The organism is Sinomonas sp. P10A9 (assembly GCF_041022165.1).
Classification (GTDB): domain Bacteria; phylum Actinomycetota; class Actinomycetes; order Actinomycetales; family Micrococcaceae; genus Sinomonas; species Sinomonas puerhi.
In genome coordinates this window covers 3541168-3556161 of the sequence record NZ_CP163302.1, presented here as the reverse complement: position 1 = coordinate 3556161, position 14994 = coordinate 3541168, and the positions used below count along the sequence as shown (strand labels likewise).

The window sequence follows — 14994 nt, the reverse complement described above, 5'->3', positions numbered from 1 at the left end:
CTACGGTGGTAGGGCTGTCCGGTGGTTGAGCGGAGTCGAAACCTGTGTGGTCTGACCGATACCCTCTGACACGTGGCACGAGTGACAGCACCAACAGATGCACCGCCCGCGGGCAGCTCCCAGCACAGCCCCGGGCGGCTTGCGTTCCTGGGCCTGTGCCTCGTGCTCATCGGGGTCAACCTGCGGACCGCCTTCTCGAGCTTCTCGGCGGTGCTGACCGAGATCCGCGCGAGCGGCTCCGTGCCCGACTGGGCCGTCTCCCTGCTCACGACGGCGCCCGTGACACTTCTCGGGATCTTCGCACCGCTCGCACCGGTGCTCGCGCGACGGTTCGGGCCGAAGCGGGTTCTCCTGGGGGCCATGGCCCTCTTGACCGCGGGCCTGTTCGTCCGGCCTTCCGAGTGGGGCGCCGCCGGGCACCTCCCCGGCCTCATCCTCGGCACGGCCCTGTGCGGTGCGGCGATTGCGCTGTGCAATGTGATCCTGCCGAGCGAGGTCAAGCAGGACTTCTCCCACCGGCTCGGCCTCATGGGCGGCCTCTACACCGCGGCGATCGTTGCGTCCGCTGCGCTCGGCGCGGGCATCACCTACCCGCTCTTCCAGGCGACGGGGAGCTGGAGCTCCGCGCTCCTCTCCTGGGCGTTCCCCGCCTTTGCCGTCACGCTCCTGTTCATTCCCGTCGCGGTGCGGGCGCGCCCGGTCCGCCGCAGGGTGGAGGGCGGCGGGACGAACGTGTGGCGGTCCTCCACCGCGTGGCACGTGACCCTGTACATGCTGTTCCAGGCGATGACCTCGTTCAGCGTGTTCGCGTGGCTCGCGCCGATCCTGCGCGAGAGGGGGGTCGACGGGGTGACGGCGGGGCTCATGGTGTCGGCGTCGATCGGGCTCCAGATCCTCGGCTCGCTCTTCGCCCCCACGCTCGCGGCGCGCCTGTGGGACCAGCGCGCCCTCAACGTCACGCTCGCGGTCATGACGTCCCTCGGCTTCGCGCTGAGCGTGCTCGGGCCCCTCGAGCTCATCTGGGTCTGGATCGCGCTCCTGGGCCTCGGTCAGGGGGCCTTGACCGCCGCTGCGCTGACGATGATCATGCTCCGCACCCGCGATTCGCACACGGCCGTGAACCTGTCCGGCATGATGCAGGGCGTCGGATACGGCGTCGGGTCCGTGGGAACGCTCATGGTGGCGCAGATCCACCAGTCGACGGGGAGCTTCGTGCCTGCCGGGTACACCTTCCTCGTCATCGGGGTGGGCGCGTCGGTGTTCGGATACCTCGCCGGGCGGCGGCGCAACGTCGACGCCTGAGGCGGGGCTCGACGGCCGCGCTCGCGGACGGGTGTCTAATATGTCCAGACAAGTGGGCACGCGGGGAGGCATCGGCATGACGATGAGGTACAAGGCCATTGCGGCCGATCTGGCGAGCAAGATCGAACGGGGAGCCTGGAAGGTCGGTGCCTTCCTGCCGGCGGAGCCGGCACTCGCCGCGGAGTACGGCTGCTCGCGCGAGACCGTTCGCTCCGCCCTCGCCCAGCTCGAGGACCAGGGCCTCATTGCCCGCCGCAAGGGCCAGGGGACGCGGGTCCTGCGCACGACGCCGGCCAACGAGTTCCACTCGCGGCTCACCTCGATCGAGGAGCTCGCGCAATACGGCCAGGAGGCCAGGCGGCGCGTCGAGTCGGTGGAGCGGCTACCAGCGCGCGGCGCTGCGGCCGGCTGGTTCGGCGTCAACGAGGAAACGCGCCTCGTGCGCATCGCGACGACGCGCCGCCTGCCCGGGCAGCACTCGGGGGAGTACGGCGCCCCGGTCTCCGCGGCCGACGTCTACCTCCTCGAGTCTGACTTCGACGCCGTCTCCGGTGAGCTGGGAAGCGGCGAACAGCTCATCGCGGACATCGTTGCCGCCCGGACCGGACGGCGGTTGGTGCGCGTCCTCCAGAGCATCCAGGCGATCGAGATCCCGCCGCACACGGCCGCACTCCTCGGCCGCGAGCCCGGGAGCCTCGGCCTGCGCCTGACCCGCCGCTACGTCGACGGGGACGGTGCCGTGTTCGAGGTTGTCGAGAGTGTGCACCCGGGCGAATCGTTCGTCTACGAGTCGGTGCTCGAGCGCGCGGGCTGAGGTTTCGGTCGGAGCTCCGGCCCGCTCCGCTTCGTCCCGCCGCCCGCCCTCGCCGCGCTGAGGCAGCAGAGGCCTTGACACCCGTCTGCGTCATGCCTCACATTTGTCTAGACAGATTAAATGTCTAGACAGGTGAGGCGTCAATGAAGTCGCAAGAACAGCTCATGTCCACGGCCACCGCGCCGCGGCCCAGGAAGGCCTGGTACCGGGGGCTCGGCGCCCAGGTGATGATTGCCATGGTCCTCGGCATCGCCGTCGGATTCGCGTTCCCGGACTTCGCGAAGTCCCTCAAGATCGTCGGTGACCTGTTCCTGGCGCTCATCAAGACCGGCATCGCGCCGCTCGTCTTCCTCACCGTCGTGACGGGCATCCTCCGCCGGGAACCTCAAGCGCGCGAGCCGCATCGGGTTCTCGGCCCTCATCTACTTCGAGATCATCTCGACGCTCGCCCTCGCGATCGGCCTCCTCGCCGGAAACCTGCTCGGCGTCGGCCAAGGCGCAGGCGCGCTGACGTCGTCGTCCGGCAAACCCCCGGCCACGAACGGCGACCACTCGCTCGACGGATTCCTCACGCAGGTCTTCCCCAGCAGCTTCGTCGGGGCGTTCACGTCCACCCAGCTGCTCCAGGTTGTGATCCTCGCGATCATCTTCGGCGCGGGCCTCCTGGCCATCAAGCCGGACGTCCTGGCCAAGATCAGCTCAGGCCTCGACACGATCTCCGAGGCGTTCTTCGGCCTCGTCAACGTGGTCATGAAGCTCGCCCCCATCGGCGCCTTCGGCGCCATCGCCTACTCAGTGGCGTCCAATGGCTCATCGATGCTCGTGGCCCTGGCTGCCCTCGTGGCCGAGTACTGGATCGTCGTCGCGGTGTTCATCACCGTTGTCCTGGGGCTCGTGGCGCTCGCGGCCGGGTTCAATCTGTTCCGCCTGCTCGTCGTCGTGCGCGACGAGATGAGCATGGTGCTCGGCACGGCGTCGTCGGAATCGGCCCTCCCGGGGCTCCTCCGCAAGCTCCCCGCGATGGGCTGCTCGCAGCAGAGCGTGGGCCTCGTCGTCCCGACCGGATACGCGTTCAACCTCGACGGCACGAGCATCTACATGGCCGTGTGCACCCTCTTCCTCGCCAACGCCTACGGTGTGCACATGGGCTGGCCCGAGCAGATCGGGCTCCTGCTCATCATGCTGCTCACCTCCAAGGGCGCAGCGACCGTCTCAGGCGGAACGTACGTCGTCTTCGCCTCGACAGTCGCCGCGACCGGCTACCTCCCGGTCGAGGGCGTCGCGATCCTGTTCGGGGTCTACCGCTTCATGTCCATGGCCACCGCGTTCTGCAACACGTTCGGCAATGTCGTCGCGACCGTCGTGATCTCGCGGCTCACCAAGGAACTCGACCGCGGCCGTTTCGCCTGGGCCCTCGCCAACCCGAGCGAATTCCTCGCCGAGCTCGACGCCTCGCCCTCCGGCCACGATATCGCCGGCCCCCGTAACCCCTCTCCAGTCCAGGCCCCAGCCGTGGCGACGGACGACGCCGCCCGGCCGCCCGCCGTCGTCCGCGCATCCGCCGCCTCGGTCACCGCAGAGAAGTAAAGGAACCACCATGAGCAGCACCGTCTACGACTCCCTCCTGTTCCGCGACATGTTCGGCACCCCCGGCATGCGCGACGTCTTCAGCGATGAGGCCTACGTGCGCCGCATCATTGACACCGAGACGGCGCTCGCCCGGGCCGAGGCCGCCGTCGGGCTGGTCCCGGCCGACGCCGCGGCGCGGATCACCGCGACCGCCTCGTTCGAGGGCCTCGACCAGGAGCGGCTGCGCCGCGAGACGGACATCGTGGGCTACCCGATCCTGCCGATCGTCGAGCAGCTCAGCGAGCAGTGCGGCGACGACGGCGGCTTCATCCACTGGGGCGCCACGACGCAGGACATCATGGACACCGCCACGATGCTCCAGTGCAAGGAGGGCCTGCGGATCGTGGGGGAGCAGCTCGATGCCGTCCGGGCCGCCGTCGCAGGGCTCGCCGAGGCCCACCTCAACACCATCACCGCGGGCCGCACGCACCTCCAGCACGCGCTGCCCGTGACGTTCGGGTTCCGGGCGGCCGTGTGGCTCTCGGCGCTCGACCGCCACTCGGAACGGCTCGCCCAAGTGGCTCAGAGGGCGCTCATGGTCCAGTTCGGCGGGGCGGCGGGGACGCTCGCCTCGCTCGGTACCGGGCCCGAGGGGCTCGAGGTGCGCGCCGGGCTTGCCGCCGAGCTGGGCCTGCGGGATCCGGAGATCACGTGGCACGTGGCGCGCGACGGCGTCACGGAGATCGTCACGCTCCTCGCCTCCGTCGGAGCGTCCCTCGGCAAGATCGCGCTCGACGTCATGCTGATGTGCTCGTCGGAGTTCGGCGAGGCCGCGGAGCCGTTCGTCATGGGCCGCGGCGCGAGCTCGACCATGCCGCAGAAGCGCAACCCGATCTCGTGCGAGCTCATGCTTGCCGCGGCAAAGATGCTGCGTGACAAGTCATCCACGATGCTCGATGCCATGATCCAGGACTTCGAGCGTGCCACGGGCCCGTGGCATCTCGAATGGGCCACCGTGCCCGAGTCGTTCCTGCTCATCTCGAGCTCGCTGCACCAGGCCGAGTTCATGCTCTCGGGCCTCGAGGTCGACGCCGACCGCATGCGCGCCAACACCCGCCTGACCGGCGGCCTCATCGTCGCCGAGGCCGTCATGATGGCCGTCGCGCCCGCGCTCGGACGGCAGCGCGCGCACACCGTGGTGTACGGGGCGTGCAAGGCGGCCATCGAGTCCCGCACGACCCTTGAGGAGCAGCTCCTCGCCGAGCCCATCCTCGTGGAGAAGCTCGGTGCCGCTCGGATCCACGGGCTGTGCGAGCCGTCGGGCTACCTCGGAAGCGCGGGGGAGATGACCAAGCAGGTCCTCGCGGCCCACGGGCGCTGATGTTCGCCTTCCGCCCGACCCCCGCCCGCCCGCCCGCCCGCCCGCCGGGCGGGGGTCGGGCGGGACGTGCCCACGCCAGATCAGTCCCGGCCCCTCGGGACGTAGGTGTTGACGGGCCGCCCGGTGGCGCCATACTCGAGGTGCAGCGCGAGCCGGCCCTTCCGCTCGAGCTCGCTCAGGTAGCGCTGAGACGTCGGACGGGAAATGCCGACGAGGTCCGAGACGTCCTGGGCGCCGAGCGGATGCCCTGCGGCGAGGACGGCGTCGAGCACCTTCTGCATGGTCGGCGGGAGGCGGCGGGGCGCGGTGGGGCCCGTCCCGCCCCACGCCGCGGCGGCGCGCTGCGAGGCGAACAGCGCGTCAACGTCGGTCTGGCCTGTGATCCCGGTGGCGCTGCGTGACTCGGCGTCCGCGCGCCACCGCCGGTACGCCCCGAGCTGCTCGGCGAGCTGCCCGAACCCGAACGGCTTGACGAGGTAGTAGACCGCCCCTCCGCGCATCGCCGCCCGCACGGTGGCGACATCGCGCGCCGCCGTGATGATGACGACATCCACGTCCTCTCCCGCCTCGCGCAACGACGTCAGCAGCGAGATGCCGTCCTCGTCCGGCAGGTACACGTCCAGCAGGAGGAGGTCTGGCCGCTCGCGCGCAATGGCGGCCCGCGCCTCGGCCGCAGTGTGTGCCTCCCCGACGCACTCGTACCCCGGGATCCGCGCCACTTGGGCGGCGTGCAGCCGGGCCACCCGGAAGTCGTCGTCGACCACGAGCACCCTGATCGCCAGACTGCTCACCGTGACTCTCCCTTCGGGATCCAGACCTCGAACCGGCCTCCCGGACCGGCGAACACGTCCATCGTGCCACCCGCACGGCGCACGATCCGCGCCACGAGCGCGAGCCCGATCCCTCGCCGCATCCCGGTGCGCGGCTCCTTCGTCGTGTAGCCGTCGCGCACGACGTCGTCCACCGCCTCCGCGGGCACGCCCGGTCCGCTGTCGGTCACCGCCACGAAGACCCCCGAGGAGTCGTCCAGCGTGAGGGTGACCTCGCGCGGCCCCGGGAGCCCCGCAACGGCGTCGACCGCGTTGTCGAGGAGGTTCCCCACGATCGTCAGTAGGTCCTGCGTGGCGAGGGCCGGCTCGCGCAGGCGGGACTCGTCCGACACCCGCACCAGGACATCCTGCTCCGCGGCCACGGTGATCTTGGCGAGGATGAGCGCCGCGAGCTCGGGGGGCTCGATGCGGCCGCGGAGCCCCTCGCCGAGGGAGCGTGACGTGTCCCCGACCCCCGAGATGAACGCGCGGGCCTGCTCGGCCTCGCCGAGGTCCAGCAGGCCGCCCACGGTGTGCAGCCGGTTCGCGTACTCGTGCTCCTGTGCGCGCAGCGCCTCCATGAGGCCCTCGAGCGAGCGCAGGTCCCGCACGAGCGCCTCCACCTCGGTGCGGTCGCGCAGGGTGACGACGGCGCCCACGCTCCGTCCGCCCACGCTCACGGGCATCCGGTTGGCCACGAGCAGGGCGTCCTCGGTGATGACGGTCTGGTCTGCGCCGGCGTCGCTCCCCGTGAGCACGTCGCGCAGCCGCCCGGGAGGGATGAGCTCCTCGACCGGGCTGCCCAGGACGGTGTGCTCGAGGTGGAGGAGGCGGCGGGCCTCGTTGTTGATCACCGTGACCCGCCCGGCGTCGTCGAGCCCCACCATGCCTTCGCGGATCCCGTGCAGGAGCGCCTCGCGGTCCTGGAGGAGGGAGGCGATCTCGGAGGGTTCGAGGCCGAAGGTGGCCCGCTTGATGCCGCGTGCGAGCAGGAAGGATCCGGCCCCGCCGAGGAGCACGATCAGCACGGAATAGGCAGCGATGGTTCCGACGTCGCGGGTGAACTCGGTGCTGACCGCGGCCTCGAGGATGCCGACCGAGACCTGTCCGATCACCCGGCCGCCCGCGTCCAGGATGGGAGCCTTCGCGTTCGCGGAGTCGCCGAGGCTGCCGCGGTTGATGCCGACATGCGTCTGGCCGTCGAGGACCGCGACGGGTTCCTCGAGCCGCTGCCCGATGAGCGCGGAGGTGGGATGCGAGTAGCGGATGCCGTCCCGGTCGGTCACCACGACGTAGTCCACCTGTGCCCGCGTGCGCACGAGCTCAGCGATCTCCTGGATCCGGCCCGTGGGGTCCTCCGCGGTGACGCCCGCCTCGACCTCGGGCATCTGCGCCACCACCTCTGCGACGCCGAGGGCCCTGAGGCCGTACTGGTCGTCGAGGACCTGTCCGGTCGTGCGGCTCGCCACGAGGCCGCCCAGCGCCACCGTGACCACGAGCAGCCCGAGCGTCCACACGAGGATCTGCGAGGCGAGCGGACGCGCCTGCCACCAGCGGCGCATCTTCTTCATGGCAGTCTCCCGGTCCGGTGAGCAAAAGCTTCAAAACATGAATGAAGGCTAATAACCCTCGCAAGAATCGCAACGGTTCCTGCAGGGGCGTGCCGTTTTCTACGGTAGGGGCATTCGCTGTGATCCAGCTCACTGGGCATGAAGAAAGGATCTACCACAAAACCATGAATGTCATGAAATCCCATCCGCTGCCTGCCGGAGAATCCGCGGGACGGATCGAGATAGCAGGGCTCACAAAACGCTACCTGACACCCAAAGGCGAGACCTTCACAGCCATCCGGGACGTGACCCTCTCGGTGGAACCGGGTCAGTTCTGCTCGATCGTCGGCCCCACCGGCTGCGGCAAGTCGACGACGCTCGCCCAGGTCTCCGGGCTGGAGCGCCCCAGCGAGGGCTACGTCCGGGTGGCCGGTCAGACGGTCGACGGCGTCACGAACGGCGTGAGCTACATGTTCCAGGCGGACGCGCTGTTCCCCTGGAAGAGCGTCCTAGCGAACGTCATGATGGGCCCCATCCTCCTCGGCACACCGAAGCGCGAGGCCACGGAGCTTGCCCGGGACTGGCTGCGCCGTGTGGGCCTCGCCGGTTTCGAGGACCGCTACCCGCACCAGCTCTCGGGCGGCATGCGCAAGCGCGTCGCCATGGCCGCCGCGCTCATCAACAACCCCCGGATCCTGCTCATGGACGAGCCGTTCGGAGCCCTCGACGTGCAGACCAAGGCGATCATGCAGAACGAGCTGCTCAAGCTCTGGGAGGAGCTGCGCCCGTCCGTCCTGTTCATCACCCACGATCTCGACGAGGCCGTGGCGCTCTCCGACCGTGTGGTGATCATGACGAGCAGCCCCGGAACGGTGAAGGACGTCTTCGACATCGATCTGCCCCGGCCTCGGGGCAACGTCCAGGAGATCCGGCACGAGGACCGCTTCCTCGAACTGCAGGGCCGTATCTGGGAGTCGCTCAAGGACGAGGTCACCCGGGCCTACGCCAAGACGGCAGGTGCAGCAGCATGACGACTCAGGTCCACGAGGAGAAAGATGTGAGCACGCAGGAGAAGCGGGAAGCGGCCCCCGTCCCAGGGCCCGTGCCGACGCCCGCGGCCGCCGGCAGGGCAGCCCATCGTCGCCGCACAGCTTTGATCTGGGTCGGAAGGATCGTCCTCGCCGTCATCATCGTCGGCGGGTGGCAGCTGTGCACCAACGTGAAGCCGGACGGCAAGCACCCCTTGGTAGATCCCTTCTTCTTCGGCATGCCGACGCAGATCTGGGATAGCCTCGTCACGCTTTTCACCAACACGGAAGATGCCTCCTTCGGCTCGATCTGGGAGAACATCTGGGTCACCGGCCAAGAGGCGATCTTCGGCTTCCTCCTCGGAACGCTCGTGGGAATCGTGCTCGGTCTGCTTCTCGGCTCGAACAGGTACCTCTCCGCGGTCGTCGGCCCGTACATCCGGATCGTCAACTCGATCCCCCGAATCATCCTCGGCTCGATCTTCATCGTCGCCTTCGGCCTCGGAACCTTCCCGAAGGTCCTGCTCGCGGCCGTGCTGGTCTTCTTCGTGGTCTTCTTCAATGCATTCCAAGGCGTCCGCGAAGTGGACCAGAACCTCGTTGCGAACGTCCGCGTCCTCGGGGCCTCTCCGCTTCAGGTCGCGATCCACGTGACCATCCCGTCCGCCATGACGTGGATCATCGCCAGCCTGCACACGGCTTTCGGCTTCGCGATCATCGGCGCCCTGGTGGCAGAGGTGCTTGGCGCGCAGCAGGGGCTCGGCCTCATCATCAGCCAGGCTCAGGGGAGGTTCGATCCGGACACTGTCTTTGCCTGCATGATCATCATCGCCGTCTTCACCCTCCTGGCCGAATTCCTCATCGGACTTCTCGAGCGCACGCTCCTCAAATGGCGGCCGCCGAACAAGTCTGAAGCCCAAGCCATCTGACCGCAGATATCTGTCCACTCAACAATGCAACTCTCCAATTGATCAACAAGGATGCGTAAAACAATGATGAAGCGCAGTATCTTTGCCGCCGCCGCAGTCACCGTGGCGGCGCTCAGCCTCACCGCGTGCGGCGGCTCCGGCAGTTCCGCCGCCGGCGCCGTAGGCAGCTCAGGGGCCTCCGGCCCGATGCCCACGGTGAAGATGATGATCGGTGGCATCGACAAGCAGATCTACCTCCCCTACAAGCTGGCGGAGCAGCTCGGCTACTACAAGGAGCAGGGCGTCGACATGCAGCTTTCCACCGAGCAGGACGGCGGCGTGGGCGCGGAGGATGCGATGATCTCCGGCCAGGTCGACATGTCGGGAGCGTGGTACAACCACACGTACGACTTCCAGCTCCAGGGCAAGGACATCATCAGCGTCGTCCAGCTCTCCGGCGCTCCCGGCGAGCGCATCATGTGCAACCCGAACGCCAACGTCCACTCGGCTGCCGATATCAAGGGCAAGAACATGGGCGTCACGGACCTCGGTTCGGGCACGGATACGCTCACGCAGTTCATCGCGTCGAAGGCCGGGCTCAAGTCCGGCAAGGACTACAAGACCGTCAAGGCGGGCGCCGGCGCAACGGCGATCGCGGCCATCAAGAACGGTCTTGCGGACTGCGTCATGACCACTCAGCCCACGGTCACTGCGCTCGAGGGCCAGGGCGTCGCCGAGTCGGCGATCGACCTCGCGACGACCGACGGCGTCACGAAGGCCTTGGGTGGCGCGTGGCCGGCCGCGAGCATCATCGCCAAGAAGGAGTGGGTCGACGCCAACAAGGACACCGTCCAGAAGGTCGTCAACGCCATGGTCAAGACGATGCACTGGATCGCCACGCACTCGGCACAGGAGATCGCGGACAAGCTGCCCTCGGACTACACCTCGAACAAGAACATCACGAAGGCGGACTACGTCAAGGCCCTCACGGCGGACAAGGCGCAGTTCCTTCCCGACGGCCTGATGCCGGCGGGCGGTCCGAAGACCATCGCGGACATGTTCACGACCCTCGGCAAGGACGTCTCGAAGATCAAGTACACCGACACCTTCGACAACAGCTTCGCCACCAAGGCGAACGAGACCCTCGGCGAGAAGACCACCACGACACCAGCAGGCGACGCCGGCTGACCCTGCGGCCGAGGGTTGAGCGAAGTCGACCCCCTCACGACGGCGAGCCCGCACCTTCAGCGCGAAGGTGCGGGCCCGCCGTCGTCCGCCCGAGGTCAGCTGGCTCAGTTGCAGCTGACCTTGTTGAACGAGACGACCGCCGGGTCGACGAACGGTATGGCGCCACGGTTCCAGTTCATGTGGGATGCATAGTGCACGCCGAGGCTCGATCCGCTTGCGAGGGTCCCCGTGATGTCGACGGTTCCGGTGACGACGGCCGAGGAAACGTTCGCCGAGATCCCGAACCAGTCGGTCAGATGCCCAGTGAGGATCTGGTCCGGCGACCCCTTGGGAGTGATGCTCCCATCAGGCCAGAAGACCACGTTCTGCGGCGAGTACAGAGTGAGTGTCCCTGTGCCCGTGAAGGTGCTCGTCGTCCAGAAATCCTGGGCCTTGTCGACGTTCACGTGGGCCACCCCGTTTCCGGAGAAGTCCAGAAAGCCTATGTCGTTGATGAACCAGTCCGGGCACGTCGAGCTGTTCGTGGGTGTGCCGACGGGCGTCGTCGCCCCCTGCTGGCTCGAGAAATGCACGGTCTGCGAGCACGGGCCTTGCTGGGTGACGCCGCACGTGATCGTGGGAGGGGAGTCGGCCCATCCGGCCGCAGAGCCGAGCGCTGTTGCTGCGGCGACGGCGACTGCTGCGGCAAGGAGCCTGAGGGTGTGCTTGTGCTTCATGGGAGTGCCTTCAATCTGTAGATGGCTCTCACCGACGGCCCGCCCACCCAGCATGCAGGTCGCTGGAAAGCCGCCCGCTTGTGCAGCGGACGTGACGCCTCGAGGATAGGACCCCCCGGGGTGGCCTTCAAGCCCCGCCATCAACCTCTGTCGATGCTGCCCATGTCCCCGTAGCGCGGGCCCGCGACGGCGTCCTGCGGCACGGCCTCGGCGAGGGCCCGGACCTCGTCGTCGGTGAGGACGATGTCCCGCGCCGCGGCGTTCTCCTCGAGGTAGGCCACGCGCTTGGTGCCGGGGATCGGGACCACGTCCTCGCCTTGGGCGAGGACCCATGCGAGGGCGATCTGGCCCGGCGTCACGCCCTTGGCAGCGGCGAGGGCCTCGACGTTCTCGACCAGCCGGAGGTTGGTCGCGAGGGCGTCGCCCTGGAACCGTGGGAAGTAGGGGTGGCTGCGCGCATCGCCTTCCTGCGCGACGGACTCCGCGGTGAGCTTCCCGGTGAGGATGCCGCGGCCCAAGGGGGAGTAGGGCACGAGGCCGATCCCGAGCTCGCGGAGGGTCGGAAGGATCTCGTCCTCGAGGTCCCGAGTGAAGAGCGAGTACTCGGTCTCGAGGGCCGTGATCGGGTGGACGGCATGGGCGCGGCGGATGGTCCCGGCGGCGGCCTCCGAGAGCCCGAGGTGGCGGACCTTGCCCGCCGTCACGAGCTCCGCCATCGCGCCGACGGTGTCCTCGATGGGGACCTTCGGGTCCACGCGGTGCTGGTAGTAGAGGTCGATGTAGTCCACGCCGAGCCGCTGGAGCGACGCGTCGCACGCGGAATGCACGTATTCGGGGGCGCCGCTGATGCCGAGGCGCTCGCCGTTCTCGCCGCGCACATTCCCGAACTTCGTCGCGAGCTGCACCTCGTCGCGGCGCCCGGCGATCGCCCGGCCCACGAGCTTCTCGTTCGTGAACGGGCCGTACATGTCCGCGGTGTCGAGGAACGTGATGCCGAGGTCGAGGGCGCGGTGGATCGTGGCGAGGCCCGCGGCCTCGTCCGGCGCGCCGTAGAACTCGGACATGCCCATGCAGCCGAGGCCCATGGAGGAGACAGTCAGGGGAGAGGCCGTGCCGAGGGTTCTGGTCTGTTCAGTCATGGTTCCACTCAACTGCTTAGAGCGCGCTCTAAGTCAAGGCCCTTCGCCGCGGAGGCGGCCGGGCGCATGTGCCGTATCCCCTAGTCCCGCGGATCGTTTCCGATTGACGTCCCCGGTGGCATCGGTGCGCCGAACACGGGGCCAGCGACCGGGCGCTTGGCGTGCGGCTCTTCTGCGGGGATTCGTGCTGTGAGGCGTCGCAGGGCCCACGGGACCAGGTACTCGCGGGCCCAGACGATGTCATCTGCCTTTGCCTCACGCCAGCTGCGCGGGGGCAGCTCCTTGGGCGACATTGGTTCCAGGGTGTGGGGGACGTTGAGGGTCTCGAGCACCATGATGGCGATGGTGTGCTGGCCCAGCGGAGAGAAGTGCAGACGGTCCGGATCCCACATGAGCGGGTGGGTGAGCTCGCGCAGCGCCCAGAGGTCGGCGACTACCGCATCGTGGCGCCCCGCGATAGTGCGCAGGTTCTCGTTGAAGATGGCCAGCTTGCTGCGAACCCGCCCCAGCACGGGCGTCGCGCCCCAATCCGGGCCGACGAACAGCACAATCGTCGCCCCAGTCGACCCCAGCAGTCCCACCGCGGCGTCCATCCGTTCGGCGAGCTTGTCGGGATCGCTCCTGTGGAAGATCAGATCGTTGCCGCCTGCGTTGAGAGTGATCAGATCCGGTCGCAGTGCCAGGGCCGGGGCCACCTGCTCGTCCAGGATCTGGGGGAGCAGCCGGCTCCGGACTGCTAGGTTCGCATACGCGAAATCCTCGTGTCCGGCGCTGAGCTCTTCCGCGACCCGATCCGCCCATCCCCGTAGGCCGCCCGGGCTGCGGGGTTCTGGGTCACCAACCCCTTCGGTGAACGAATCCCCCAGGGCCACATAACGAGTCCATGGGTGCAGGCGGGCGCCGAAGCCCACCGAGACTCCCTGCCCCGGACCGTCGGCGCTGGGAGCATTCATCTCCCCATACTGCCCCTTCGAACGGCTTAAGAGAACGGACGGCGTCTCCGCCTCCAGTGGCGACCGTGGGGACTGGGACCGGCGTCTGGCCGCAGACGGGCCCTAGCACCCGACGCTGTTGCGGTAGCCGTCGATCTTGGCCTCGATCGCGCGGAGGTTGTCCCGGACCTCCTCAAGCTGGGCCAGCACGCGTTCGCGATGCTCCGCGAGCAGCTGGAGGCGTTCGCCCTCGGTGCTCTTCCCAGCGCGCACGAGCGCCGCGTACCGGCGAATCTCCCGCACAGGCATGCCGGTGGCGCGGAGCCGGGCGACCATGATGATCCCAGTGACGTCCTGGTCGGAGTACTCGCGGCGTCCCGACGACGTGCGCGGCACGTCGTGGAGCATGAGCCCGTCCCGCTCGTAGTAGCGGAGGGTGTGGGCGCTGAGGCCCGTCTGCTCGGATACTTCCGCGATGCTGAGGCCCATCTGTCCATTTGAAACCCTGGGTCGGGCGAGGCGCAACGCGACGGTCGCGCAGCGCGGTCACGCATCGAGGCCCGCGGAGCCGAGTCCAACGGCCCTTCGTCCGCACGCGGGCTGACGGACTCACGTGCAACCTCCCCTGTCACTATCTGGCGGGGATCTACGCGTAACTCACAGTTCGCTGACAGCAGGGTCGGACTTCAACGCTTTGTGGTGGGGCTCTGTAGTCGCTGGGTGTCGCAACCCCGGTAGCATGCAGCTTCAACTCGTCTTGCATGGCATCCGTTTCGAGACACCGAGGTTTTGAGACACCAACTCGGAGAAGGAATTCGCCGCGTAAAGGGGGATCGATAAGCTCACAGTGGCCAGGTAATGCTAGCCGAGCATCTCGAGATATTGGGGGCGGCATTTCATCGCGTGGATGAGTTCTTCGCTTCCGTCGTCCCAGACCAGCACCACGAGCTCCAGCGGCCGGCCGCCTGTAGGGCAGGGCGGGGACCAGCGCACGACGGCGGCGCGTCACCGCGCGCTGGCCCGTTTGCTCTCGTGGCGGCTCGACGCAGCGAGGGGGACGCGCCAGCGGAGCCGGAGGGCGAGGACGCGGAAGGCGAAGACCGCGACCGCGACCAGGAAGCCTGCGGTGGTGGACATCGCGCCGAGCCATGAGAGCAGTGCGACGAGGCCTGCGCCGAACATGGCCGGTACGGCGTAGATGTCGTGCCGGTCGAACAGGCCGGGGCGCACGTTCGCGACGGTGTCCCGCATGAGGCCACCCCCGATCGCTGTGACAGTGCCCAGGACCGCCGCAGAGACCGGATTGATCCCCGCCCCCAGCGCCGTGAGTGTGCCCGTGACGCAGAACAGGGCGAGGCCGCCGGCATCGAAGAAGAGGACTGTGCGTCGGAGCTTCTGCACGGCCGGCATCAGGAAGTAGACGACGATCGCGGCGACCACGGGCGGCGCGAGGTAGATGGGCTGCGCGAGCGAGTTGGGGATGCGGTTGAGCACCAGATCGCGTATCACTCCGCCGCCGATCCCCGTGAGCGCTCCCAGCAGCACCGACCCGACGATGTCGTAGCCCTTCTGGGCGGCCATCATGCACCCGGAGACGGCGAAGAAGAAGACGCCCAGAAGATCGACGGCCAGTGCCCATTCGGCGGGATTCATGGCAC

At 68.4% G+C, this 14994-nt stretch carries 13 protein-coding genes and 1 pseudogene; 7 read left to right on the top strand and 7 right to left on the bottom strand.

The features are described 5' to 3' along the window. The first annotated feature begins 72 nt into the window (after nucleotides 1-72). From AB5L97_RS16295 to AB5L97_RS16280, 4 genes and pseudogenes are all read left to right on the top strand, one after another. Nucleotides 73-1302: a CynX/NimT family MFS transporter gene (locus AB5L97_RS16295; RefSeq protein ID WP_423246798.1), complete on the top strand. Its 1230-nt coding sequence runs from the start codon at nucleotides 73-75 to the stop codon at nucleotides 1300-1302. A 76-nt stretch (nucleotides 1303-1378) separates the two neighbouring features. Then, nucleotides 1379-2116, top strand: a complete 738-nt coding sequence (locus tag AB5L97_RS16290) for a GntR family transcriptional regulator (RefSeq protein WP_369045431.1) — start codon at nucleotides 1379-1381, stop codon at nucleotides 2114-2116. A gap of 143 nt (nucleotides 2117-2259) precedes the next feature. Beyond that, nucleotides 2260-3703 (top strand): annotated as a pseudogene (locus tag AB5L97_RS16285) (cation:dicarboxylate symporter family transporter). A 10-nt stretch (nucleotides 3704-3713) separates the two neighbouring features. Further along, the gene (locus tag AB5L97_RS16280) at nucleotides 3714-5066 is read left to right on the top strand and encodes a class-II fumarase/aspartase family protein (RefSeq protein ID WP_307958445.1); all 1353 of its coding nucleotides are present in this window, start codon (nucleotides 3714-3716) and stop codon (nucleotides 5064-5066) included. 80 nt (nucleotides 5067-5146) lie between these two features. Here the strand turns inward: AB5L97_RS16280 and AB5L97_RS16275 are convergent, their stop codons facing one another. Continuing rightward, nucleotides 5147-5857: a response regulator gene (locus tag AB5L97_RS16275; protein WP_307958444.1), complete on the bottom strand. Its 711-nt coding sequence runs from the start codon at nucleotides 5855-5857 to the stop codon at nucleotides 5147-5149. After that, entirely contained in the window at nucleotides 5854-7446 is a 1593-nt protein-coding gene (locus AB5L97_RS16270) for an ATP-binding protein (protein WP_369045430.1), read from the bottom strand. Before AB5L97_RS16270 ends, AB5L97_RS16275 begins: the two co-directional genes overlap by 4 nt. Before the next feature lie 164 nt (nucleotides 7447-7610). On the opposite strand from AB5L97_RS16270, the gene AB5L97_RS16265 reads away from it, so the two are divergent. From AB5L97_RS16265 to AB5L97_RS16255, 3 genes are all read left to right on the top strand, one after another. Beyond that, nucleotides 7611-8456 carry an ABC transporter ATP-binding protein gene (locus AB5L97_RS16265; RefSeq protein ID WP_369045429.1) on the top strand — a complete coding sequence of 282 codons (846 nt, stop codon included), beginning with the start codon at nucleotides 7611-7613 and terminating at the stop codon, nucleotides 8454-8456. Between the two features lie 26 nt (nucleotides 8457-8482). Beyond that, a complete protein-coding gene (locus tag AB5L97_RS16260) occupies nucleotides 8483-9382 on the top strand; it encodes an ABC transporter permease (protein WP_369045428.1) in 900 nt (299 codons plus the stop codon). 63 nt (nucleotides 9383-9445) lie between these two features. Then, nucleotides 9446-10549 (top strand): ABC transporter substrate-binding protein, encoded by a 1104-nt coding sequence (locus tag AB5L97_RS16255; RefSeq protein WP_369045427.1) that lies wholly within the window; start codon nucleotides 9446-9448, stop codon nucleotides 10547-10549. 104 nt (nucleotides 10550-10653) lie between these two features. On the opposite strand, the gene AB5L97_RS16250 is transcribed toward AB5L97_RS16255, so the two are convergent. The 5 genes from AB5L97_RS16250 to AB5L97_RS16230 all read right to left on the bottom strand — a co-directional run bounded on the left by AB5L97_RS16250 (nucleotide 10654) and on the right by AB5L97_RS16230 (nucleotide 14989). After that, nucleotides 10654-11265 (bottom strand): hypothetical protein, encoded by a 612-nt coding sequence (locus AB5L97_RS16250; protein ID WP_369045426.1) that lies wholly within the window; start codon nucleotides 11263-11265, stop codon nucleotides 10654-10656. Nucleotides 11266-11405: 140 nt separating this feature from the next. After that, complete coding sequence (locus tag AB5L97_RS16245) at nucleotides 11406-12404, bottom strand: aldo/keto reductase (RefSeq protein WP_369045425.1); 999 nt, start codon at nucleotides 12402-12404, stop codon at nucleotides 11406-11408. 80 nt (nucleotides 12405-12484) lie between these two features. Next, nucleotides 12485-13357, bottom strand: coding sequence for an SGNH/GDSL hydrolase family protein (locus AB5L97_RS16240; RefSeq protein WP_369045424.1), 873 nt, complete (start codon nucleotides 13355-13357; stop codon nucleotides 12485-12487). Between the two features lie 102 nt (nucleotides 13358-13459). Continuing rightward, on the bottom strand, nucleotides 13460-13825 hold the full coding sequence (locus tag AB5L97_RS16235) for a MerR family transcriptional regulator (protein ID WP_369045423.1): 366 nt from the start codon (nucleotides 13823-13825) through the stop codon (nucleotides 13460-13462). 516 nt (nucleotides 13826-14341) lie between these two features. Next, nucleotides 14342-14989: a trimeric intracellular cation channel family protein gene (locus AB5L97_RS16230; RefSeq protein ID WP_307958435.1), complete on the bottom strand. Its 648-nt coding sequence runs from the start codon at nucleotides 14987-14989 to the stop codon at nucleotides 14342-14344. Between the last annotated feature and the right edge of the window lie 5 nt (nucleotides 14990-14994).